At 73.0% G+C, this 23,860-nt stretch carries 14 protein-coding genes; 4 read left to right on the forward strand and 10 right to left on the reverse strand.

Features of this window, described 5'->3' with window-relative positions; genetic code table 11:
• Positions 1–226: 226 nt before the first annotated feature.
• Positions 227–3,250 carry a family 16 glycoside hydrolase gene (locus ACFXPK_RS08510; RefSeq protein WP_385073055.1) on the reverse strand — a complete coding sequence of 1,008 codons (3,024 nt, stop codon included), beginning with the start codon at positions 3,248–3,250 and terminating at the stop codon, positions 227–229.
• 311 nt (positions 3,251–3,561) lie between these two features.
• A complete protein-coding gene (gene ggt / locus ACFXPK_RS08515) occupies positions 3,562–5,388 on the reverse strand; it encodes a gamma-glutamyltransferase (RefSeq protein WP_385073058.1) in 1,827 nt (608 codons plus the stop codon).
• A 123-nt stretch (positions 5,389–5,511) separates the two neighbouring features.
• On the opposite strand from ggt, the gene ACFXPK_RS08520 reads away from it, so the two are divergent.
• Positions 5,512–6,249 carry a hypothetical protein gene (locus tag ACFXPK_RS08520; protein ID WP_385073060.1) on the forward strand — a complete coding sequence of 246 codons (738 nt, stop codon included), beginning with the start codon at positions 5,512–5,514 and terminating at the stop codon, positions 6,247–6,249.
• Between the two features lie 139 nt (positions 6,250–6,388).
• Here ACFXPK_RS08520 and ACFXPK_RS08525 read toward each other — a convergent pair whose 3' ends face one another.
• From ACFXPK_RS08525 to pcaC, 8 genes are all read right to left on the reverse strand, one after another.
• Positions 6,389–7,246 (reverse strand): amino acid ABC transporter permease, encoded by an 858-nt coding sequence (locus ACFXPK_RS08525; RefSeq protein WP_385001323.1) that lies wholly within the window; start codon positions 7,244–7,246, stop codon positions 6,389–6,391.
• Positions 7,243–7,887, reverse strand: a complete 645-nt coding sequence (locus tag ACFXPK_RS08530) for an amino acid ABC transporter permease (RefSeq protein WP_385001327.1) — start codon at positions 7,885–7,887, stop codon at positions 7,243–7,245. The genes ACFXPK_RS08525 and ACFXPK_RS08530 overlap by 4 nt, the downstream gene beginning before the upstream one ends.
• A 9-nt stretch (positions 7,888–7,896) precedes the next feature.
• Entirely contained in the window at positions 7,897–8,802 is a 906-nt protein-coding gene (locus tag ACFXPK_RS08535) for a glutamate ABC transporter substrate-binding protein (RefSeq protein ID WP_385073116.1), read from the reverse strand.
• 83 nt (positions 8,803–8,885) lie between these two features.
• On the reverse strand, positions 8,886–9,629 hold the full coding sequence (locus ACFXPK_RS08540) for an amino acid ABC transporter ATP-binding protein (protein ID WP_385001352.1): 744 nt from the start codon (positions 9,627–9,629) through the stop codon (positions 8,886–8,888).
• 129 nt (positions 9,630–9,758) lie between these two features.
• On the reverse strand, positions 9,759–10,196 hold the full coding sequence (locus ACFXPK_RS08545; RefSeq protein WP_385073065.1) for a DUF6278 family protein: 438 nt from the start codon (positions 10,194–10,196) through the stop codon (positions 9,759–9,761).
• Between the two features lie 85 nt (positions 10,197–10,281).
• Entirely contained in the window at positions 10,282–11,061 is a 780-nt protein-coding gene (locus ACFXPK_RS08550; protein ID WP_385001334.1) for an exodeoxyribonuclease III, read from the reverse strand.
• A gap of 101 nt (positions 11,062–11,162) precedes the next feature.
• Positions 11,163–11,795, reverse strand: coding sequence for an MBL fold metallo-hydrolase (locus ACFXPK_RS08555; protein WP_385073068.1), 633 nt, complete (start codon positions 11,793–11,795; stop codon positions 11,163–11,165).
• A gap of 87 nt (positions 11,796–11,882) precedes the next feature.
• Positions 11,883–13,175, reverse strand: a complete 1,293-nt coding sequence (gene pcaC / locus ACFXPK_RS08560; protein WP_385001340.1) for a 4-carboxymuconolactone decarboxylase — start codon at positions 13,173–13,175, stop codon at positions 11,883–11,885.
• 166 nt (positions 13,176–13,341) lie between these two features.
• Between pcaC and ACFXPK_RS08565 the strand changes: the two genes are divergently transcribed.
• From ACFXPK_RS08565 to ACFXPK_RS08575, 3 genes are all read left to right on the forward strand, one after another.
• A complete protein-coding gene (locus tag ACFXPK_RS08565) occupies positions 13,342–14,337 on the forward strand; it encodes a helix-turn-helix domain-containing protein (RefSeq protein ID WP_385001343.1) in 996 nt (331 codons plus the stop codon).
• A gap of 567 nt (positions 14,338–14,904) precedes the next feature.
• Positions 14,905–21,195, forward strand: coding sequence for an SDR family NAD(P)-dependent oxidoreductase (locus ACFXPK_RS08570; RefSeq protein ID WP_385073073.1), 6,291 nt, complete (start codon positions 14,905–14,907; stop codon positions 21,193–21,195).
• A gap of 138 nt (positions 21,196–21,333) precedes the next feature.
• Positions 21,334–23,860: AMP-binding protein (locus ACFXPK_RS08575; RefSeq protein ID WP_385073075.1), on the forward strand; the 2,527-nt coding region annotated here is incomplete at its 3' end.

A 23,860-nucleotide genomic window follows, 5' to 3' on the forward strand; every position in this document is an offset into this window, starting at 1 on the left:
ATCCGGAGCTGACGCCCGCCCAGATCGCCGCGGCCCACCACATCTCGCGCAGTCACCTGTACCGCCTCTTCCAGTCCGAGGGCCTCGGCGTGGGGGCGGGCCTCCGGGCCCCCCGGCGCGCGGTCGCGCGCGCCGACCGGCCCCCCCCCCCGCGCGGCCCCCCCCGCCCGCGGGGCGTAACCCCCCGGCTCGCCGCGCCCGGGGCCGCGGGTCCCGTCCGCGGCCGTCAGTCCAGCGGTTCGATCCAGACGTCGCGGAAGCGGACCTTGTTGCCGTGGTCCTGGAGCCGGATCGCGCCCGCCGCGGCCGATTCGGCGTCACCCGCGCCGGTCGGGCCGTCCAGGGCGACCTTGTCGTGGACGGTGCGGCCGTTCCACTCCACGCTGACCCTGGCGTCCTCGGTCTTCCGTCCGGCGTCGTCGAACCGGGCGGCGCGGAAGACGATGTCGTACGTCTGCCAGGTCTCGGGAGCCGTGGAGGCGTTCAGGTCGGCGGCCTTCTTGTTGTAGATGGCCCCCGCCTCGTTCGCGGCCAGTTTCTCCACCCCGAAGGAGTCCAGGATCTGGATCTCGTACCGCTCCTGGAGATAGACGCCGCTGTTGCCGCGGTCCTGCCCCGTGACCTCGTCCGGCAGCTTGGGCACCCGGAACTCGGCGTGCAGCCGGAAGTCGCGGAAGGACTGCTTGGTGCGGATGTCGCCGCAGCACACCTCGATGGAGTTCTCCGCGGTGCGCGGCCATTCCACACTGCGGCCGTCGGTGTGCTGCCACGCGGTGGAGACACTGCCGCCGGAGAACAGGTCGATCCGGCTACCCGGTCTGCGTATCTCGACCATGTCGAGGTTGACGTGGCCGGTGTCCCCGGGCCGGTAGGTGTACGTGACGGTGTTGCGGCCCTTCTTCAGGGTGAACCGCTCGGTCGTGGTGGACCAGCGGTTCCAGGCGCCGGTGGAGGGCAGAGCGGTCTGCCGTGTCTCCCCGCCGTTGACACCGACACCGATGGTCTTGGTCCCGGTGAAGGGGTCGGGGCCGTTGGCGTAGCGCAGCGCCAGGTCGTAGGCGCCCTTGGCGGGGACGTCGACCTCGAAGGTGGCGGTGGCGCCCTGGGTGCCGAAGCCGTCGACGAAGCCTCCGCCGGTGTACCCGGCGTGCTCGGTGTCGATGTCCGCCCCGCCGGACAGCCGCGCCGACTCGGCGTCGTACGAGGTGACGGGCTGCTCGGGTCCGGGGCGGGCGTTCAGTGTGTACCAGGCTTCGGTGGACCAGAGCTGCTCACCGGTGGCCGAGGCGAACGGGCGCGGCGAGCGCAGATGCACCACCCGGTCGGTCTTCAGCCCCGGGATGGTGAGCCGGACCGTGCGCCGGTCGCCGGAGATCCGGGCGGCGGCGACGGGCAGGACCTCCTCGTCGATCTTGGGGCCGCCGTACGCCGGGGTGGGGACGTACCGCCACTGCTCGACGGAGTAGGCGCCCTCGGCGAGTTGGGCCGCCGTCTCCTCCGACAGGGGCTGGGTGTAGGTGAGTTCGAAGCCGTCGCGGGTGGCCCGCATGGTCTTGACGTCGAAGGCGACCTTGCCGTTCGGGGTGAGTTTCTGGAGGCCGAAGCGGAGCTTGCCCTCCTGGCCCCAGTTGCCCTCGGCGCCGAGGCCGCCCGCGTAGATCGCGCCGTCCGGTCCGGTGCTGATACGGGTGATCCCGGCTTCCAGGCCCTGGGTGTGCCGGAACACCGCGCCCTGGTACTCGCCCTTCACCTTCTCCAGGTCGGCACGCTGGATCCCGCCGTAGGTGACATCGCCGAAGAGCATCTGCCCGGCGAACGGGCCCTTCTTCAACAGCATCGGTGTACTGGGCGAGTTGGCTATCTCGTTCTGCGGCAGCCAGAGCACCGGCTTGGTGACCGTGCGGTCGTCGAACGGGCCGTCCGGATTGGTGTAGTGGTTGAAGAACCGGTCCTTCTTCACATGGAGGAGCTTGGAGGCGGGCAGCCAGCCGCCCTGGTTGTCGGTGACGAACAGCTCACCGCCGGGCCCCCGTCCGATGCCGTTCGGGGTGCGGAGGCCGCCGGCCAGGTAACTGACCTTCCCCGTCTTCCTGTTCACCTTGACGGTGGTGCCGCGGTTCGGGGCGGGCTGCGGATCGGTCGTCGCGCCGCCCTGGTTGATGGCCACGGACAGGTTGAGGTAGAAGTCGCCGTCCTCGTAGAGCAGTCCGAAAGCGAACTCGTGGAAGTTCCCGCCGTACGGCCACGAGGCGACCTTGCGGATCTCGTCCGCCGTGTTCTCGCCCTTGATGTCGGAGAATTCGGTGAGCTGGTGCTTCTCCGAGACGTAGAGCTTCCCGTCGACGTACTTGATCCCCATCGGCTCCTTCAGCCCGTCGGCGATCTTCGTGTACGTGACCTTCTCCGGGCCGGTGTTCCCGGTCACATGGTCGAGGACGTACACCGCTCCCTCGGTCTTGGCGCTGCCGCCCCACGTGGTCACGGCGAGCCGGCCGCCGGGCAGCCAGTCCATCGCGGAGACCTGCGGCTCGAAGCCCTCGGGGCGCAGGTCGGTGAGGGTGTAACCGGGGTTGACCGAGGTCAGCGGCAGTCCGTCGCCGGGGGTGTCGTACGTGCCCTCGCACTCCTTGCGGCCGGGGGCGGTGACCCGTACGACGCCGGCGTCGGTGCTGAGCACGGAGTTCGGGACGAGGGTGAAGGCGTCCGCGCCCGGCGGTTTCCACTGGAGCGTGACCTGCTGTCCGCCACTGCGGTCGAAGTGGTCGATCCGCAGGGGGTGGTAGCCGGGGAGGAGGGCGATCTCGCCGTCCTTGGGTTCGGCGCCGTGGAGTCCGTCGTGGTCGATGACCTTCTTGTCACCGAGGAACAGACGCGAACCGTCGTCGCTGATCAGACGGAAGGCGTAGGTGCCGTCCGAGGGGACGTGGAGGTTGCCGATGATCTGCGAGACGAAGTTGTCGGTGAAGCCGAAGCCGTCGGTGGAGGACCAGTCGACGGTGGGGAGCAGCTTGTCCACGTTGGGGGTCTGGGCGGGCTTGAGGTCGCAGAGCTTGCTCAGCGGGGACTGGATGTCGAAGACCCGCAGGGTGACCCCGGGTTCCTGGGGCGGCAGGTCACCGAAGGGTTTCTCGTCCGCCTGCGCGGCGGGCGCGGTGAGCCCTCCGGTGAGCAGGGCCGCGAGGAACAGTCCGGCGAGTCTTCGGGGGGTACGGCGATGGCGGGGGGCGCTCTGGTGCGTGCGGGGCGTCACTCTTCCTCCTGCTGTGCGCTGCGAGGCAGCGCGGCCGGGGACGGACCTTCCGTGCGAGAGCGACGCCCAGCGTACGAAGACTGCCTCGAACCGTCCACACTTTGTCCTCATCGAGTTGAAACTCATGGGGCGCCGGTGGCGAGGACGGACCGGGGTGAAAGGGGACCGGCCGGGGCGATGAAGACCCCGGCCGGTATCGGCGCGGACCGGCCGGGCTCGGTGTGCGGCGCCGCCCGGACCGGCCGCGATCGGCGTACGGAGCCGCCCGGACCGCCGCGATCAGCGTGCGGCGCCACCCGCACCGGACCCGATCAGTGCGCGGAGCCGCCCGCCGGGCGGACGACCATCGCCGAGCCGCCTCCCCTGCGCACCTTCTCGGCCGCCGCCAGCCAGCGGCCGTCGGGCAGCCGCTGCACCCCGGTGGCCGCGCCGATCTCCGGGTTCTGGGTGAACGTGTGCCCCAGCGCCTCCAGCCGCTGCCGTACGGGGCTCTCCCACAGCCCCGGCTCCAGCTCCGTGGCGGCCGTGTTGCGCTGGCTGGCGCGGGGCGCGGCGATCGCCTCGACCAGCGGCAGTCCGCGGTCCAGGGTGCCCGTCAGTGTCTGGAGCACGGTGGTGATGATGGTGGCGCCGCCCGGCGAACCGACCGCGAGGACCGGCTTGTCGTGCCGGTCCAGGACGATCGTCGGGGAGATCGACGACCTCGGCCGCTTGCCGGGACCGGGCAGGTTCGGGTCGTGGACGGCCGGGTTGGCCGGGGCGAAGGAGAAGTCGGTCAGCTCGTTGTTGAGCAGGAAGCCCCGCCCCGGCACGGTGATCGCGCTGCCGCCCGTCGACTCGATGGTCAGGGTGTACGCGACGACGTTGCCCCACTTGTCGGCGACGGTGAGATGGGTGGTGTTCTCGCCCTCGAAGGTGGTCGGCGCGGCGGTGCCGCCCGGGGCGCACGGGGTCGGATCGCTCGGATCGCCGGGCGCCAGGGGGCTCTTGAGGACCGCGTCGTCCTTGATCAGGCAGGCGCGGGAGTCCGCGAAGCGCCGTGAGAGCAGCCCCTTGGTGGGGACGTCCTCGAAGGCCGGGTCCCCGACCCAGCGCCCCCGGTCCGCGAAGGCGATCCGGCTCGCCTCGATGTACCGGTGCAGATACGCCGTCTGCGAGGCCTTCGAAAGGTCCGTACGGGAAAGGATGTTGAGGGCTTCACCGACGCTGGTCCCGCCGGAGGACGAGGGCGCCATGCCGTACACGTCGAGACCGCGGTAGGAGACCTTGGTCGGTGCCTGGCGCTTGGTGCGGTACGTGGCGAGGTCCCGCGCCGTCAGATCGCCGGGGCGCACCGTGCGGTCCGCCGCCGGGTCGACCGGGGGTGTGCGGACCGTACGGACGATGTCGCGGCCCAGGGCGCCCCGGTAGAGCAGTCCGGTGCCCTCGCGGCCCAGTTCCCGGTAGGTGCGCGCCAGGTCGGGGTTCTTGAAGACCGAGCCCACGACGGGCAGTTGGCCGCCGGGCAGGAAGAGCTGCGCGGTGTCGGGGAAGTCCGCGAACCGGGCCTGGTTCGACTGGGTCTGCGCGCGGAAGGTCGCGTCGACGGTGAAGCCGTCCTTCGCCAGCCGTTCGGCGGGCTTCAGCACCTGTCCCAGCGACCGGCTGCCCCAGGCCCGGAGCGCGGTGTCCCAGGTGGCCGGGGTGCCGGGGGTGCCGACGCCCAGTCCGCTGGTCACGGCGTCCGCGAACGGGATCGGCCTGCCGTTCTCCAGGAAGAGGGAGCTGTCGGCGGAGGCGGGCGCGGTCTCCCGCCCGTCGATGGTCCGCACCGTACGGGACGCGGCGTCGTAGTGGACGAAGTAGCCGCCTCCGCCGATGCCTGCGGAGTACGGCTCGGTGACGCCGAGGGCGGCGGCGGTGGCGACGGCCGCGTCCACGGCGTTGCCGCCCTTCCTGAGGACCTCGATGCCCGCCGCCGAGGCGTCGGCGTCGACGCTGGCGACCGCTCCCCCGTACCCCGTCGCCACCGGCACCTTCACCGGCGGCACCTGTGCGGGTGGGCCCGGGGCCGCCCCGGGCGGCGCCGCGGCGGCGACCGAGAGCAGCGTGGCGGTGACGGCCACGAGCGAGAGATTCCGCGCGGTGGAGCGACGCATCAGGTACCTCCGGTCAGCGATGGGGCCAGTCGGTGACTGTCCGGCCGCAGCGTATCCGCCGGGTACCGGCGTCGTCAGGACCTTCTCTGACACGGGCGCGTGCGGCGGCTACGATGCGCGCCCATGAATGACGACATACGCAACATCGTGCTCGGCGTGGTCGCCGCGGGGGTCAGCGCCGCGCTCGGCTGGCTCGCCCGCACCTCTCTCTGGCAGCGCAGGCTGCGCAGGAAGCAGGCGTTCTTCGGGCTGCCCGCCAACTCCGAGTGCCTGCTGGTCGTCAACCGCAAGGCGGGCAGCGACGGCGCGGTCCACCGTTACGACGTCTCCGCCCTGCTGGAGCTCTCCGCACTGATCAAGGACTGCGGCGCGCACGCCGACATCGTCCAGCACGACACCGCGCGCCAGGGGTTCGGGGAGCGTACGGAGTTCTGCCTGGGAGGGCCCTCGACCAATCGCCGGATGGCGGCGCATCTCACCTCGCTGCTGCCCGGGGTGCGGGTGACCACCGACGCCGACCGGGTGGCCGAGCGCGGCGCCTTCCGGATCGGGACCGAGCGCTATCTCGCGGAGGCCGGTGTCTGCGAGTACGTCCTGCTGGCGCGGCTGACCGTCGGGGAGGGCGCGCGGCCCGTCTTCCTCTGCTGCGGGCAGCGGGCCATCACCAACCAGGCGGCCACGCGCTATCTCGCCCGCCATCACGAGCGGCTGACCCGCAAGTACGGCACGGACTCGTTCTGTCTGCTGCTGAAGGTGGTGAACTCGGAGGCGTACGGCCCCGATGTGGTGGAGCTGGTGGCCGATGTGACGCGCGCGGCCCGTACCCCGCTGCCGGAGCCCGCTGCCGAGCCGGCCGAGTAGCGGCCGGGGGCCGAGCACAACCCGACCGGCGGACAGCTGACCTTCCCCCCGTGCGCCGGCCGCCCGTCGTCTCCGCCGGGTACCGCCGCCGTACGAGAAGTGATCTCCGGCTGTCTGCCGGGCGGGCCACTGCCCTGCGCTACTGCCCGCCCGGCAGCAGCGTCCCTGGTGCGGCCGGGGCGGCTCCCACGGCCTCGGTTCTCGGGTTGTGCCGCTGACGCCCGGCCAGCCAGTGGGCGAACCAGGAGAGCAGCATGCACATCCCGATGTAGATCGGCGAAATCACCATCACCACAGGGATGAACGGCAAATCGTAGTCGAGATTCGAGGCGATGAGCTTGCCGGCATGGAGGAACTCCTCGTAGGTGATGAGATAACCGAGCGATGTGTCCTTGAGAGCGACCACCAACTGGCTGATGATCGTGGGCAGCATGGCGCGGACCGCCTGCGGCACCAGCACGTACGTCATGACCTGCGTCTTGCGCATGCCGAGCGCGTACGCCGCCTCCCGCTGACCGCGCTCCACCGCGTGGACTCCGGTACGGAAGACCTCGGCGAGCACGGAGCCGTTGTAGAGCGTCAGACCCGCCACCAGCGCGGGCAGGGCCTGCACCTTCAGCGCCACGAAGATGAAGAAGATCATCACCAGTACGGGCATCGCCCGGAAGAACTCGACCAGCAGGGTGGCCACCACCCGCACCGGCCGGTGGTCGGAGAGCCGGCCGCAGGCGAGGACCGCGCCGAGGGCGAGCGAGAGCACCGCCGCGAGCCCGAACGCCTTGAGGGTGTTGCCGAGACCGCGCAGCAGCAGGTCCTGGATCCCCTGGTAGGTGAAGGGGTCCCACTTGACGGCGGTGAACTGGCCGGTGTCGAAGAGCAGATACATCAGCCAGCCGACGAGCGCGGCGATCAGTCCGGTCGCCACCAGCCCGTAGGTGCGGTGGCGGCGCCGGGTGCGGGGCCCTGGGATGTCGTAGAGGGCGGTCGATTCACTCATCGGGCGACTCCCCAGCGCTTCTCCATGACATGGAACAGCGCGCTGATGGCCAGGGTGATGACGAGATAGCCCACGGCGATCCAGACGAACGACCAGACGATGTTGTAGCCCCTCTCGCTGAGGACCTTGTAGGTGCCGAGGAGTTCGGTGACGCTGAACGCCCCGGCGATCGCGGAGTTCTTGGCCAGTGCGATCAGCGTGGAGCCGACGGGCGGGATGACCGTACGGAACGCCTGCGGCAGCACCACGTCGCCGAGGGTCTGGCCGAAGCTCATCCCGAGGCTGCGGGCCGCCTCGCCCTGTCCCTTGTGGACGGTGTTGATGCCGGAGCGCAGCACCTCGCAGATGAACGCGGAGGTGTAGCAGCCGAGGGCGAGGACCGCGAAGAGCTGGAAGGGCAGGACGAGTCCGAAGCGCGGCAGTCCGAGGACGACGGCGAAGAAGAGCAGCGTCAGCGGGGTGTTGCGCAGCACGGTGACCCATACGGTGCCGAGCGCGCGCAGGGAGCGTACCGGCGACACCCGGAAGGAGGCCATGACGAAGCCGAGGGCGAGCGCCAGCAGCGAGGCGTAGACGGTCAGTTCGAGCGTGCCGAGGAAACCCTCGCCGTAGAGGGCGAAGTTGTCGGTGAGTACGTCCATGGCGCGGCCTCAGCTCGCCGGGTAGCGGTCGATGGGCGGGGGCGGGGTCGCCTTGCGGCCGGAGAGGCCGAGGGTCGCGTCGTACGCCTTCTGCCAGTCCCCGTTGCGCTCGTGGGCGGCGAGCGCGTCGTCGAGCGCGAAGCGCAGGGCGTTGTCGGAGCGGGGGACGCCGATGCCGTACGGCTCCTTGGAGAAGGGCTTGCCGACGACCTTCAGCTCCTTGGGCACCTTGGCGGCGTACCCCTGGAGGATGGTGTCGTCGGTGGTGACGGCGGCGACCTGGTAGGTCAGCAGGTTGTCCACGCAGGCCGAGTAGGTGTCGTAGCCGACGAGCTGGACGCGCGGGTAGTCCTGCTGGATGCGCTGGTACGGGGTGGAGCCGGAGGCGGAGCAGACCCGCTTGCCGTCGAGGTCCCGCGGCCCCTCGATGCCGTGCTCGTCGGTCCGTACGAGGAGGGACTGGCCGGCCATGTAGTAGGGGCCGGCGAAGCCGACGAGCTTCTTGCGGTTGGCGTTGATGGTGTAGGTGCCCACGTAGTAGTCGATCTGCCCGTTCTGGAGGGCGGTCTCGCGGTTGGCGGAGGCGATGGTGCGGAAGCGGATGGTCTTCGGGTCGAAGCCGAGGGACGCCGACATCATCTTGGCGATCTCGATGTCGAAGCCGGAGTAGACGCCGGTGGCGGGGTCCTTCTCGCCCATGTACGGCTGGTCCTCCTTGGCGCCGACGATCAGATGGCCGCGGCGCTCGGCCTTCTCCCAGGTGGGCGAGGAAGGCAGCCGGAAGCCGGTGTCGACGTGGTACTGGGGCAGTTCGTCGGCCCGGGGGCCCTTCACGGGTGGGCTGCCCGCCTTCCCGCACGCCGCCACGAGAAGGGCGAGCAGGAGCACGGCGAGCGCCGTCGCGGGGCGTCTCAGCGGGTGTCCCGGCGGCTGTCGCGTGTGGTTCGGCGGGTGTCGCAGCGAGTGGTTCAGCGGGTGTCTCACGAACCGCACCCCCGTCAGTGCTTGAGGATCTTGGAGAGGAAGTCCTTGGCCCGGTCGCTCTCGGGGGCGGTGAAGAAGTCCTCCGGGGTGCGGTCCTCGATGATGCGGCCGTCGGCCATGAAGACGACGCGGTTGGCGGCGGAGCGCGCGAAGCCCATCTCGTGGGTGACGACGACCATGGTCATGCCCTCGCCGGCGAGTTGCCGCATCACTTCGAGGACTTCGTTGATCATCTCCGGGTCGAGCGCCGAGGTGGGCTCGTCGAAGAGGAGCGCCTTGGGGTCCATGGCGAGGGCGCGGGCGATGGCGACGCGCTGCTGCTGACCGCCGGAGAGCTGGGCGGGCAGCTTGCCTGCCTGGTCGGCGAGGCCGACGCGGTCGAGCAGTTCACGGGAGCGCCGGTCGGCGTCCTCCTTCTTGCGCTTGCGGACCTTGATCTGCGCGAGGGAGACATTGGCCAGCACGGTCTTGTGCGCGAAGAGGTTGAACGACTGGAAGACCATGCCCACTTCGGTACGGAGCCGGGCGAGCCCGCGGCCCTCGGCGGGCAGCGGGCTGCCGTCGACGGTGATGTGGCCCGAGTCGATCGTCTCCAGCCGGTTCATCGTCCGGCAGAGGGTGGACTTTCCGGAGCCCGAGGGGCCGATGACCACGACGACCTCGCCGCGGTCGACCGTGAGGTCGATGTTCTGGAGGACATGCAACTGCCCGAAGTACTTGTTGACACCACGCAGCTCGATCAACGGTTCGCCGGCCATACGCTGCCCCACCCACTCACTCTCGGCTGTGTCGAGGTCAGCGCAAACTATCCAGCCCGCCAAGGGACTTCACGCACGACACGCACATATGGGGCATAAGCCGTATTTACTGCTGAAAGCCTGTGGGGGTCAGGCTTCGGCCGCCTCCGCGTAGACCTGGGACAGCTCGGGCGCCCCGGTGGCGGCCCAGTCGAGGCCCGCCTCGACCACCTGGATCTCCCGCCCGGACGCCAGCCGTACGACGGGGTGACCGCCCGGCCAGATGTGCCAGGACGCGCCGGGAACGGTGCGGACGATCACCGTACCCAGATAGAGCCCCGCGTCGTTGCCCAGCCAGGGCAGCTCCTCCGGGTCGTCGCGCCAGCGCGGGGGCAACTGGTCGAGCGCCTCCAACGAGGCCGGGGAGTCGTCCAGTTCCAGGCCGTGCTGTCCCGCTCTGGCGCGCAGCAGCTCGCACTCGGAGAGGAGTTCGGCCACGCCTTCCGGCTCACCGACGGCGGAGGCGAGCGGCGTGCCGTCCGCGCCGTCGTGCCGCTTGCGCCAGTTGTCCAGGAAGGAGAAATTCATACCGCTCAGCCTGCCACTCCCCCTGCCGGTCCACCATACGGCGCGCGGAACGCCCCACCGGCCCGGCGGGGCGCGCCCCGCCGTGTCAGACGTCGAGGTCGACCACGACCGGGGCGTGGTCGGAGGCGCCCTTGCCCTTGCGCTCCTCACGGTCGACGTAGCTGTCCTTGACGGCGCCGGTGAACGGCTCGTTCCCGTACACCAGGTCGATGCGCATGCCCCGGTTCTTCGGGAAGCCCAGCTCCCGGTAGTCCCAGTAGGTGTACGGACGGTCGTACTTGAGCGGGCGGGGCACCACGTCGGCCAGACCCTGCTCGCGCAGCGCGGCCAGCGCGGCGCGCTCCGCCGGGGTGACGTGCGTGGCGCCCTCGAAGCGGGAGAGGTCCCAGACGTCCTCGTCCGCCGGGGCGACGTTGTAGTCGCCGAGGACGGCGAACGGGCGCGGGCCCGCCGCGTCCGCCGCGACCGCGTCGCGCAGCGCCTCGAACCAGCGCAGCTTGTACGCGTAGTGGTCGTGGCCGACCTCGCGGCCGTTGGGCACGTAGACCGACCAGAGCCGGACCGGGCCGCAGGTCGCGGAGATCGCGCGCGGCTCCTCCACGCCCTCGTACTGCGGGCCGCCGGGCAGCCCCTTGACGACGTCGGCGAGGCCGGCGCGGGAGATCAGCGCCACCCCGTTCCACCGCCCCGTCGCGTTCACCGCCGACTCGTACCCCGCCTCGCGGAGCTGCTCGGCGGGGAACTGCGCCTCGGCGCACTTGGTCTCCTGGACGCAGAGCACGTCCGTACCGCTGCTCTCCAGCCAGGCCAGCAGCCGGGGCAGCCGGGCGGTGATCGAATTGACGTTCCAGGTGGCGATGCGCATGCGTGACAGCCTATCGGCGGGGTCCGACAGCCGGGGGCGCGGCGGTCCGGCGCGGGGGACGGCCCGGGGGTACGGGCCGTGCCCACGGCGGGGTACGGCGGCTACAGCTCGGCGGAGGCGCCGGAGGCCAGCCTGCCGTGCTCGGCGCCGCCCAGGGAGCCGATCTGCGTGTCGTAGACGGGCCGGGCGAGGTCCGTGAGGAGCGCGTCGTGGATGTCGAAGGAGCGCACGGGCCTGACCTCCCGTACGTACTCGATCACCTCGGAGATCTTGCTCCAGGGCGCCTGGACGGGCAGCAGCAGCGTCTCGACGGGGTGGTCGGGGACGGTGAGCGCGTCGCCGGGGTGGAAGACCGAGCCGTCCACGAGATAGCCGACGTTGGTGATCCTCGGGATGTCCGGGTGGATCACCGCGTGCAGTTCGCCGTAGACCCGGACGTCGAAGCCCGCCGCGTCGAAGGTGTCACCGTGCCCCACCGTGTGGACCCGGCCGGGGAAGGCGGCGGACATCCGCTCCGCGACGCTGCGCAGCGTCCACAGCTCGACGCCGGGATCGGCCTCCAGAGCGGTCCGCAGCCGGTCCTCGTCGAAGTGGTCGGGGTGCTCATGGGTGACGAGGAGGGCGTCGGCCCCCCGCGTCGCGTCCCGCTCCGTGAACGCCCCGGGGTCGATGACGAGCGTGCGCCCGTCCTTCTCCAGCCGGACACAGGAGTGTGTCTTCTTGGTGAGCCTCACCGCTGACCGCCTCTCTTCTCTCGCACGGAACCGTCGCCGGTCCCCACCGCTCCCCCGTCGCCCCGTGGACGTCCTCACTCCATCCTGCTACGCCTCGGGCCGGGTCTCCTCCTGGATCACGGTCCTGGCCACCCGGAACGCGGAGTTCGCCGCGGGGACGCCGCAGTAGACGGCGCTCTGGATCAGCACTTCCTTGATCTCGGCCGGGGTGAGGCCGTTGCGCAGCGCGGCCCGGGTGTGGAAGGCCAGCTCCTCCAGGTGTCCGCCGGCGACGAGCGCGGTGAGCGTCACCGCGCTGCGCATCCGGCGGTCCAGCCCGTCCCTGGTCCACACCTCGCCCCAGGCGTAGCGGGTGATCAGCTCCTGGAAGTCGCCGGAGAAGGCGTCGGCGGCGTCCATGGCGCGGTCCACGTGGGCGTCGCCCAGGACCTGTCTGCGGACCAGCATCCCCGCCTCGTACGGGTCGGCGCGCCCGCTGGTGACGGGCTGGGGCTGCTCGGCGGGGGCGATCTCGGCGACCGGGCCGACCGTCGCGGAGACCGAGGGCCGGTTGCCCAGGTCGGGCATCACGGTCAGGCCGGTGGCGGTGTCGGACGGGTTGTACCAGGCGGTGGCGAAGTGGTGCACGAGCAGGTCGGTGACGGCGGCGGGCTGCTCGACGGGCGCCAGGTGCGAGGCCCCGGGGACCAGCGCGAGCCGCGCGTCGGGTATCCCCGCGACCAGGGTGCGCGCCTCGGCGGGCCCGGTGACCTGGTCCTCGGCGCCGACCAGGACGAGGGTGGGCACGGTGATACGGCCCAGCTCGGCCCGGATGTCGAAGGCGGCCAGCGCCTCGCAGGCGGCGATGTAGCAGCCGGGGTCGGTCGTACGGACCATCTGGACGGCCCACTCGACGATGGCGGGCTGCGCGGCGGCGAAGCCGGGGGTGAACCAGCGCTCGGGCGCGGTGCGCGCCATCGGGTCGAGCCCGTTGGCGCGGACGATCACCCCGCGCTGGCGGAACTCGTCGGCCGTGCCGAACCGGGGCGAGGCCGCGACCAGCGCGAGCGAGGCGATCCGGTCGGGCCTGCGCAGCGCCAGCTCCGCGCCGACCGCCCCGGCGATGGAGCAGCCCACATAGCCGAAGCGCTGGATGCCGAGGCCGTCGAGGGTGGCCAGCAGCCGCTGGGCCAGCTCGGGGACGCTGGTGGCGGGGTGCGCGGGCGCGCCGCCGTGTCCGGGCAGGTCGAAGCGGAACACCCGCCACTGGCGGGCCAGCTCGGGCACCTGGCGGTCCCACATGTGCCAGGTGGTTCCGAGAGAGGGTCCGAGGATCAGGACGGGGGCGTCCTCCGGACCGTCCATGCGGTATTGCAGGGTCTTGGGTGGTGTCTCGCTCACCCGCCCGACCCTCTCATGTCTCCCGGGATCCCAGGGGGTCAGGGCGGACTCATCGGCTTTTGTTCACCTCGCTGCGACAGGTCCTGCACCGCCGGGCCCTTGCGCGCCCCCGGTGGCCGCTCCGCGCGGCGGTGAGCCGGTGCGTGCCCTGTGATTGACTGCCGCGATGTTGCACGAGTCGGTGTTCGACACCATGGATCTGCCCGCGGAGGACCGCTTCGAGGCATGGACAGAGCGCATGGGACGGACGCACGCTCCCCTGGATCTGTCCAGTGACCACACGGCGGACTACCACGCGCACCAGCGGGTGATCGCGCTCGGCGAGGTGGTGGTGTGGCCGGCCACCTTCGATTCCCTGGTCTTCCACCGGACACCGAAGCTCGTGCGCCGCTCCGATCCCGAGCTCTACCACCTCTCCCTGCTCGTGCAGGGGGCGGCCGGCGCGACCTGGGACGGGCGGGAGGCCACGTACCGGAACAGCGACATCCACATCAACAGTTCATCGCGGTCGTACAAGATACGTACCGGATCAGCCCCGGTCACCATGGTCGGCGTGGAGATTCCCCGAGCGCTGGTGGCTCTCCCCGCGCGGCGGGCCGATCAGGCGGTCGGGCGCCCCGTATCGGGCCGGGAGGGCGTCGGCGCGCTCCTGTCGCAGTTCCTCTCGCAGTTCGCCTCGGACACCGCCTCGTTCCAGGCGCAGAACGCCTCACTGCTGGGAACGGTCGTCGCCGATCTGGTGACCGCGGTCTTCGCGCACATGCTGGACGCCGACCTCCTGATGCCCCCGGAGACCCACGACCGGACCCTGGTCCTGCGCATCAAGGCGTTCGTCCGCCGTCATCTGGGGGATCCGGAGCTGACGCCCGCCCAGATCGCCGCGGCCCACCACATCTCGCGCAGTCACCTGTACCGCCTCTTCCAGTCCGAGGGCCTCGGCGTGGGCGCGTACATCCGGGACCAGCGGCTCGCGTACGCGCGGCGCGACCTGACCGACCCGGCTCTGCGCGCCCTTCCGATCCACGCGGTCGCCGCCCGCTGGGGTTTCTGCCGCCCGGCCGACTTCACCCGGGCGTTCCGCGCTCTCTACGGCGTTCCGCCGAGCGAGCTGCGCAGGTCGGGGGCGGCGGGCGACGCGGACAGGGCCGGGACGCCGCGCTGAGCGGGCACGCCTGCCCGCCGCGCGCGGGAACGGTCCTCACTTGGACACTCCCCGGTGCCCGGCCGCCCGGCGTACAGTCCTCCCCCGGCCCTCCGTACGGGGGCGGGAGATCCGTCCGTTCCCGGTACCCGCGGCCGGAACACCGTCCGTGAATTCTCCCCTTTTCCGGCGAATGATCACCCGAAGTATTCCGGGGCACGCGGAACGGTTATCGGGCGCGGACAATTTCTGCCCGGGATATCCGGGAAAGTCCCCCGTGAACGATGACGCCGGGACCCGATTTGAAATTCTTCACTTGGACGGCCGCAATCGGATCCTTGTCCGTCGATCGCCGGAAACCCTGGCCGCACACGCTGTCGACCAGCGCGTCCCGGCCCGGCCCGCGGGAAGGAACACAGGCAGTCGGGGGTGAACAGTGACGGGCCGCCGTAAAAGCGGACGACCCGGATATCGGGCGCCGCCACGCCGGGAAACGGGCAGCACCGGGTCCGTGCGCGACCTCCTCGCACGGCATTACACTCCGCGTATTCCTCGCCGTGCGACAGTAGGCAAAGGACGAATTATCTTATGCGGGATAATACGAACGCCATCGCCGTTGTCGGAATGTCGGGCCGGTTCGCCGGAGCCCCCGACGCCGAGAGTCTGTGGACCCTGATGACTGGGCGCGGGGAGTCCATCCGCCCCGTACCCGCCGACCGCTGGGACACCTCCCGGCCGCTCGACCCCGCCAAGGACGTGCAGGCCGTCGGCGGATTCCTCGACGGAGTGGACCAGTTCGACGCGGGCTTCTTCGGGATCTCCCCGAGGGAGGCGGCCGACATGGACCCCCAGCAGCGGCTGCTCGCGGAGGCCGCCTGGCGCGCCGTGGAGGACGCGGGCTTACGCCCCGGGGATCTCGAAGGCTCCCGGACCGGAGTCTATGTCGGCGCGTCGTGGCACGACTACGAGATCCTCCGTACGGAACGCGGAGTTCCGCCCACGCAGCACAGCCTGGTCGGCGGCGCGCTGGACGTGCTCGCCGCCCGGATCAGCTATCTCCTGGGGCTGCGCGGCCCCAGCCTCACCGTCGAATCGGGCTGCTCCTCCTCCCTGGTCGCCCTGCACCTGGCCGTACAGGCGCTGCGGCAGGGCGAGGTGGACGCCGCGATCGTCGGCGCGGTCAATCTGATACTCGCGCCCGACGTCTCCGTCGGGCTCACCCACTTCGGCGGGCTCTCGCCCGACGGGCGCTGCGCCGCCTTCGCCGCCTCCGCCAACGGCTTCGTCCGGGGCGAGGGCGTGGCCGCCGTCTGTCTCAAGCCCCTGGACCGCGCGCTGGCGGACGGGGACCGGATCCACGGGGTCGTCGAACGTACGGCGGTGAACAACGACGGCGGGGGCGACAGCCTGGTCACACCCGACCCGCGCGCCCAGGAGGCGCTGCTGAGCGAGGTGTACGGGGACGGCCCCGGCGCCGTGCCGGCGGACTCCGTCGCCTATGTCGAGGCCCACGGGACGGGGACCCGGCGCGGCGACCCCGCGGAGGCCACCGCGATCGGCCGTGCGGTGGGCAGGCACCGTACCCGCGGCCCCCTCCCGATCGGTTCGGTCAAGACGAACATCGGGCATCTGGAGGCCGCGGCGGGCATGGGCTCGCTCTTCAAGGTGCTGCTCTCGCTGCGCCATCGGGTCGTGCCGCCGAGCCTGCACGCCGAGGTGCTCAATCCGGACATCCCCTTCGGTGAACTCAACGTACGGGTGCTGCGCGAGCCGCTCGAACTGCCGCGCACCGGGCCCGTCCGGCTGGGGGTCAGCTCCTTCGGCTGGGGCGGCACCAACGCGCACGTGGTCGTGGCGGCCCCGCCCGAGGGGACCGGCGAGGACGCCGCGCCCGCCGCTCTCCGGCCTGCCGGGAGCGGCCGGCCGGCCACCGGGCTGCCCACGTTCGTACCGCTGTCCGCGCAGTCGCCCTCGGTGCTCGCCCAGCGGGCCGCGCCGCTCGGCGAGCGGGCGCCGGGGAGCGAGGCGGCCGTCGCCGGGCTGGCCGGGACGCTCGCCTGGCGCCGCGGCCACCTCCCGGTGCGGGCGGCGCTGCTCGCCACCGCGCCCGACGCCCTCGCCGCCGCGCTCGCCGAGGTGGCCGACCGGCCCGAGGACGGCGAGCACCCGGCGGTGGTCACGGGACGCTCCGTCACCCGGGGGCGCACCGCGTTCGTCTTCCCCGGCCAGGGCTCCCAGTGGAGCGGCATGGGGCAGGAGCTGTATCGGGAGAGCCCGCTGTTCGCCGAGGTCGTGGGGCGGTGCGCGCAGGCGCTGCGCCCGCATCTGACCTGGGATCCGCTGGACGTCTTCACGGGGAAGTCCGGGGACGCCTGGCTGGAGCGGGTCGACGAACTCCAGCCCGTCCTGTGGGCGATGTCGGTGGGCCTGGCCGAGTTGTGGCGGGCCTCCGGTGTCGAGCCCGACGTGGTCGTCGGCCACAGCCAGGGCGAGATCGCCGCCGCCACGGTCGCGGGGATCCTGTCGTACGAGGACGCCGCGCTGGTCGTGGCACGGCGCAGCGCGGTCGTGCGCAGGACCTGCGGGCGCGGGCGGATGCTCGCCGTGGACCTCGACCGCGAGGCGGCCCTCGCGGCCGTCGAACCGTTCGGCGGCAGGGTCGCGCTGGCCGCGCACAACGGGCCGACCTCCTGTGTCCTGTCCGGGGACGGCGACGCCGTCCTGGCGCTGAAGGAGTCGCTGGAGGAGGACGGTACGTACTGCCGGCTCGTCCAGGTCGACTACGCCTCGCACAGCCCCCAGATGGCCGAGCTGCGCGAGGACCTGCTGGTCGGACTGGCGGCGGCGGCTCCCGGGCCGGGCGGCGTCGCACTGCACTCCACGGTGCGCGGGGAGCCGCTGGACGGCCGGGTGATGGACGCGGCCTACTGGGTGGAGAACCTGTGCGGTCCTGTCCTGTTCGCCGATACGCTCACCCGCGCCCTGGACGACGGTGTCAGCCATGTCGTGGAGATCAGCCCGCATCCGGTGCTGACCCCGGCCGTCGAGCAACTGATCGCCGAACACGGGCGGCCCGCCGCCGCGTTGACGACGGTGCGGCGGGGCGACGGCGGCCCCGACGCGTTCGCCCGCGCGCTCGCGCGCGGCTACACCGCGGGGCTGGAACCCTTCGGTGACCTGCCCCGCTGCCGTCCTGTCCCGCTGCCGCCGCATCCGATGCGGCCGGAGCGCCACTGGCTGCCCGACGGTACGGCGGCGGCGCGCTCCGGGGCGGCCCGCGGCCTCGACGTCCGGCTCACCCCCTCGCCCGGCGAGCGGGACGTCTGGCACGGGACCACCGAACTCGCCGTCGACGACCTGCCGTGGCTCACGGACCACCGGGTGCACGGCACCGCCGTACTGCCGGGCGCGGCGACGCTGGCGCTGGCCGTCAACACGGCGCGGTCCAGGACCGGTTCCGCGCCGCGCGCGCTGCACGACATCACCCTGAGCGCGGCGGTAGCGTTCGGCGCGGGGTCCGAGCGGCTGGCCGCCGAGTGGCGTGACGACATCGCGGAGGGCGGCACCTTCCGCCTCCTGTCGCTGCCGGAGGGCACGTCCGCCTGGACCGAACACGCCACGGCGCGCGCCGACTACCGGGACCCGGCCGAGCCGCTGCCCGGCCTCCCCGGATGGCTGGACGCGGCACCGGCCACCGAGCCGGGGCCGTTCTACGACGCGTGCGCCGCGCGGGGGCTCGACTACGGGCCCGCCTTCCGCTGTGTCCGCGCGCTGTACCGGGCGCCCGGCGGACGCGAGGCGGTGGGCGAGGCGGTGCTCGCCGGGACGCTGCTGCCCGGCGCGCGACCGTATCTGCTGCACCCGGCGCTGTGGGACGGCGCCCTCCAGGTCTCGCTCGCGCTCTTCGAGGAGGAGTCGGCGCACACGGCGCTGGTGCCGACCGCGCTGCGCCGGATCCGGGTGGCCGAGCGTCCCGAGGGCCCGCCGGTCGACCGGGTGTGGTCCCATGCCGTCCGGCATGAGGACGGCACCGTGGACGTACGGGTCTTCGACGGGGAACGCCGTCCGGTGCTGACCATGGAGGGGCTGCGGCTGGAGGCGCTGGCCGGGGCCGACGCGTCCGGCGCGGCGGACGCCGCCCGGCTGCACCGGCTGCGGTGGACCGGGGCGGCCGGAACCCCCCGGGGCGCCGGCGCGCCGTACGGGCCGTGGATCGTCTGCGGCCCCCCGAGCGGCCTCGCCGACGCGCTGGCCGGCGCGCTGACGGCCGCGGGCGCCGAGGTGACCCGGGTGGACGCCGGCGGGAGCGTTGGCGCGCTCGGCGGCGTGGCCGAGGCCGAGGGCGTCGTCTTCGCCGCTCCCCCGGCCGACGCGGGCCTCACCGCCCAGCGGCTCGGTCTCGACGCGCTCACGGATGTCGTCCGCGCGTGCGCCGCGCTGACCGTCGAGCCGCGGCTGACCGTGGTCACGTCCCTGGGCCAGGCCGCCGCCGCCGGAGACCTCCCCGACCCCGGGGCGGCTCTCTACTGGGGTTACGGCCGGGTCCTGCGGCGTGAGCACGGGGAGTTGGAGCCGCGCCTCGTCGACGTGGACCCGGCCGACGCCGGCTGGGCCGACGCCTGCGCCGCGGAGGTCCTCGGCGCGGACCGCGAGGACCAGATCGCCCTGCGCGCGGGGGGCCGGCTGGCCGCCCGGCTCACCCGTACGGGCGGCTTCGGCGACGCGGACGCGGAGGAGGACACCCCGCGCCCGCCGCTGCGCGCCGCCCGCCGCCCGTTCCGGGTGGCCTCCACACGGCCGGGGCGGTGGGAGGGCGTGGTGTGCCTGCCGCTGGCCGGACGGCCGCCGGGCCCCGGGGAGATCGGGATCGAGGTCACCGCGTCCGCGCTCAACTTCATCGACGTGATGAAGGCGCTCGGCACCTACCCCGACCCCACGGGCGGCGCCCGGCTGCTCGGCGGGGAGTGTGCGGGCCGGGTCGTCTCCGTCGGCCCCGAGGTGACCGGGTTCCGGCCCGGGGACCGCGTGGTGGCCTGTGTGTTCGGCTCCCTCGCCAGTCAGGTGACGGTACGCGCCGAACACGCCAGGCCGGTCCCCGACGGGCTCGGCGACCCGGAGGCCGCGGCGCTGCCGCTCGCCCTGGCCACCGCCTGGTACGGGCTGGCCGAACTCGCCCGTCTGGAGGCGGACGAGACCGTGCTGATCCACTCGGCCGCCGGAGGGGTCGGGCTCGCCGCCCTGCGGGTCGCCCGGCTCCTCGGCGCCCGCGTCGTCGCGACCGCGGGGAGCGAGGCCAAGCGCCGGTATCTCACCGGCCTCGGCATCACCGACGTGTTCGACTCGCGGGACCTCGGCTGGGCGGCGGCGGTACGCGAGGCCACCGGCGGGCGCGGCGTGGATGTCGTGCTCAACTCCCTGACCGGGGCGGCGATCGAGGCCGGTCTGGGGGTGCTCGCGGAGGACGGCCGCTTCGTCGAACTCGGCAAGAAGGACATCCACGGCGGCCACCGGATCTCCCTGGACGCCTTCCGCAAGGGCGTCACCTTCTCCGCCGTGGACCTGGCCGGGCTGATGGAGCGCAGGCCGCGGCGGTTCGCCCGGACCTTCGCCGACGTCTGGGAGCACGTCGCCGAGGGCCGGCTGGCCCCGCTGCCCGTGCGCACCCGCCCCTTCTCGGAGGCGGCGGAGGCGCTGCGCGAGATGTCCCACGGCGAGCACATCGGCAAGTTCGTCCTCACCGACCCGGGGTCCGTCGCGGCGGTGGCGCCCGTACCGCTGCCGGACGGCCGTTTCCGGGCCGACGCCACCTATCTCGTCACCGGTGGCCTCGGCGCGCTCGGCCTCTCCCTCGCGGAGTTCCTGGCCGGCCGGGGCGCGGGCGCGCTCGCCCTGCTGGGCCGGTCGGCGCCGACCGCCGACGCGCGGCGGCGGCTGGCGGCGCTGCGGGCGGCCGGGACCCGGGTGGAGACCGTACGGTGCGACGTCGCCGACGCGGCGGCCCTGGGCGAGGCGCTGGAGCGCGTACGGGAGGAACTGCCGCCGCTGCGGGGCGTCTTCCACGCGGCGGGCGTTCTCGCCGACGCCACGATAGACACCCTGACCCCGGACCGGGCGGCCGGCGTCCTGGCCCCCAAGGCCGTGGGCGCCCGCCATCTGGACGAGGCGACCTCGGCGGACCCGCTCGACCTGTTCGTGCTGTTCTCCTCCGCCGCCGCGCTGGTCGGCAACGCCGGGCAGGCCGCGTACGCGGCCGCCAACGCCTCCCTCGACGCGCTGGCCGAGCGGCGCCGCGCCCGGGGCCTGCCCGCGCTGAGCGTGCAGTGGGGGCCGTTCTCCGACATCGGTCTCGCGGCCGCGGACGAGCGGCGCGGCGCCCGGCTGACGGAGCGGGGCATGGGCGGCTTCCCGGCGCACGAGGCATGGCCGGCGCTGGTGCGGATGCTGGAGCACGACGAGCCGGTCGTCGGTTACGTGCCCCTCGACCCGAAGCGGTGGTTCGAGGCGTACCCCGACACGGCCGCGCTGCCGAGCTGGGAGCTGCTGCGCGCGGCGGCCGACGACGGCGCCGCTCCGGCGGCGGGCGGGCTGCGCGAGCGGCTGCTCACCGCTCCCCCGCACGTCCGGGCGTCCCTCGGCGAGACCGCGGTGCGCGAGCTGGCCGGCCGGGTGCTGCGGCTCCCGCCGGAACGGGTCGGCGCGGAGACGCCGTTCAAGACGCTCGGCCTCGACTCGCTGATGAGTCTGGAGCTGCGCAACCGGCTGGAGGCCGCGTTCGGCACCCCGCTCTCGCCGACCCTGCTGTGGACCCATGGCACCGTACGGGCGCTGTCCGGGGCGCTGGTCCAGGAGCTGGTGGCCGGAGAGCCGCCCACGCGCTGACCGGGGTACGCCCCGCCCGGGGGACCGGCGGGCGGCCCCGGCCGTCCCCGGACCCCGGGTCCCGTATGTGTCACCGGCCGTCCCGGCACCGACCGGGCGGCGGCCGACCGCACCGGCCCGCCCTTCCGAGGAGGAGACATGTCCGAGCCCTTGAGCCTGCCGCTGACCGCCTACCAGCGTGACATCTGGGTCGCGAGCGCCCTCGACGAGAGCCATCCGCAGTTCAACTGTGTCGTGCACGAGCGTCTGACGGGACGGGTGGACGTCCGCGCCCTGCGCGCCGCTGTGGCCCGCGCGGTGCGGCGCAACGACGCCTTCTCACTCGCCTTCGACGCGCGGGAGGAGATACCCCGCCAGTGGAAGGACCCCGAAGTCGCCGCAGCCCCGGACAGCGCGCTCGTCACGGTCGTGGACCTCTCCGACGAGCCCGATCCGCGCGCCGCGTGCGCCGCCTGGGTCGAGCGGTCGCTGGCCCGCCCGTTCCCGCTGCGCCGGAGCCGGATGTTCGAACTCACCCTGCTCAGGGAGGGGCCCGGCGCCGTCCATCTGGTCGTCAAGGCCCACCACATCATCACCGACGGCTACGGCATCTTCCTCTTCACCGAGCAGGTCTTCGAGGACTACGGGCGGGTGAAGGCGGGCGGCGACCCCCTGCCCGCGAGCGCCCCCTCCTACCTGGACTTCGTCGAGGAGGAGGCCCGTTACACCGCCTCGCCTGCGTTCCGGCGGGACCAGGAGTTCCACCGGCGGGCGCACACCGACACGGTGCCCGCGCTCTTCGCCCGGGGCGCGGCGGCCACCGCCCCGTTCGCCTCGTCGGGAGCGGACTCCGCCGCCGGCCGGTACACCTTCACCGTCGACAGCGCGCTCGTCCGGCGGCTGCGCGAGCAGCAGCGGCTGGTGTTCCCCGTCGTGGCCGCGGCGTTCGCCACGTATCTCGGCCGGATCCACCGGGCGCCGGACGTGGTGCTCGGTATCCCCCTGCTCAACCGCAGGACCGGTGAGGAGCTGGCGACCGTCGGCCACTTCGCCAACATCCTGCCCCTGCGGGTACGGACCACGGGCACGGCGACGATGCGGGAGATCGGCGCGGCCGTCGAGACCGGCGGCGACGCGCTGCGGGACCACGAACGGCTGGCGCTCGGCGATGTGCTGCGGGCGCTGCCCCGGGGCGGCGGAAGCGCGCCGCGCCTGTTCGACGTGACGCTGTCGTACCTGCCGATGCCGCCGAGCCCCGGGGTCGCCGGGCTCACCCGCGAGACCAGCGGGTCCGCGCCCGCGCACGCGCAGGACGCCATCGCCGTCCATGTCCTGCACACCCGGGGCACCGACGACGTACGGATCACCCTCGCCTACGGGCGGGACGTCCTGGACGAGGACTTCCCCGCGGCGGCGCTGGCCGGCCACATCACCGCGCTGATCCGGGGTGCGGTCGAGGAGCCGGACCGGCCGGCCGGGACGCTGCCCGTGCTGGGCGCGGCGGAGCGCCGGAGGCTGGTGGCCGCCGCGCGCGGGCCCCGGGTGCCGTACGCGGACGGCCGGACCCTGCACAGCCTCTTCGAGGAGCGGGCGGCGCGCACCCCCGACCGGATCGCGGTGGTCTCGGGCGCGGCGCCCGGCGACGCGGTGGTCTCGGGCGCGGCGCCCGGCGACGCCTCCCTGACCTTCGGCGCGCTCGACGCGGCGGCGAACCAGGTGGCCCACGCGCTGCGGGCGGCCGGGGTCGGTCCCGACGACCGGGTCGCGGTGCTGCTGGAGCGCGGTCCGCTGACGCTGGTGGCGGTCCTCGGCGTCCTCAAGGCCGGAGGGGCCTATGTACCGGTCGACCCGGGCCATCCGCCGGCGCGGATCGCGTACGTGCTGGAGGACAGCCGCGCCAAGGTCGTCCTGGTGGGCCCCGAGGGGCCGGGCGGCGAAGGGACGGAGGCCACGGGCGGCGCGGAGGTGCTGCGGGTCGGCGATCTGCTGCACGGTCCGGCCACACCGCCCGAGCCCCTCGCCACCTCGCGCGATCTCGCCTATGTCATCTACACCTCGGGCTCCACCGGCCGGCCGAAGGGGGTGATGGTCGAGCACCACTCGGTCGTCAACCGGCTGGCGTGGATGCAGCGCGCGTACCCCATCGGCGCGGACGACACGATCCTGCACAAGACACCGATCTCGTTCGACGTCTCGGTGTGGGAGCTGTTCTGGTGGGCCGTCGAGGGCGCCTCGGTCGCACCGGCCCCGGTCGGCGCCGAGAAGGACCCGCGCGAGCTGGCACGTACCGTCGCCGAACGGCGGGTGACCGTCGCGCACTTCGTGCCCTCGATGCTCGGCCCGTTCCTCGACCTGCTGGAGGAGTCCCCGCGGCGGCGCGCGGAGGCCGCTTCGCTGCGGTACGTGTTCTGCAGCGGTGAGGCCCTGCCGCCCGCCCGCGTCGACCAGTTCAACCGGATCTTCGGCGGTCCCGGCGCCGGCCGGCCCGCGCCGGAGCTGGTGAACCTCTACGGACCGACCGAGGCGACCGTCGACGTCTCCTGGTACGCGTGCCCGGCGGACCCCGCCCGTCCCGTGGCGCGGGTGCCGATCGGGCGGCCGAGGGGCAACACCGAACTGGATGTGGGAGGCGGACCACCGGACGAGCCGCAGCCCGTCGGGGGGCGCGGCGGACAGTGCAGGGCGC

The organism is Streptomyces sp. NPDC059142 (genome assembly GCF_042755665.1).
Taxonomy (GTDB): domain Bacteria; phylum Actinomycetota; class Actinomycetes; order Streptomycetales; family Streptomycetaceae; genus Streptomyces.

What these genes read in the sequence shown, in the direction of transcription:
- ACFXPK_RS08525 (WP_385001323.1), bottom strand. Translation starts at nt 7,246, where the DNA reads ATGAGTGAATCGACCGCCCTCTACGACATCCCAGGGCCCCGCACCCGG.
- ACFXPK_RS08520 (WP_385073060.1), top strand. Translation starts at nt 5,512, where the DNA reads ATGAATGACGACATACGCAACATCGTGCTCGGCGTGGTCGCCGCGGGG.
- ACFXPK_RS08565 (WP_385001343.1), top strand. Translation starts at nt 13,342, where the DNA reads ATGTTGCACGAGTCGGTGTTCGACACCATGGATCTGCCCGCGGAGGAC.
- ACFXPK_RS08550 (WP_385001334.1), bottom strand. Translation starts at nt 11,061, where the DNA reads ATGCGCATCGCCACCTGGAACGTCAATTCGATCACCGCCCGGCTGCCC.
- ACFXPK_RS08530 (WP_385001327.1), bottom strand. Translation starts at nt 7,887, where the DNA reads ATGGACGTACTCACCGACAACTTCGCCCTCTACGGCGAGGGTTTCCTC.
- ACFXPK_RS08570 (WP_385073073.1), top strand. Translation starts at nt 14,905, where the DNA reads ATGCGGGATAATACGAACGCCATCGCCGTTGTCGGAATGTCGGGCCGG.
- ggt (WP_385073058.1), bottom strand. Translation starts at nt 5,388, where the DNA reads ATGCGTCGCTCCACCGCGCGGAATCTCTCGCTCGTGGCCGTCACCGCC.
- ACFXPK_RS08545 (WP_385073065.1), bottom strand. Translation starts at nt 10,196, where the DNA reads ATGAATTTCTCCTTCCTGGACAACTGGCGCAAGCGGCACGACGGCGCG.
- ACFXPK_RS08540 (WP_385001352.1), bottom strand. Translation starts at nt 9,629, where the DNA reads ATGGCCGGCGAACCGTTGATCGAGCTGCGTGGTGTCAACAAGTACTTC.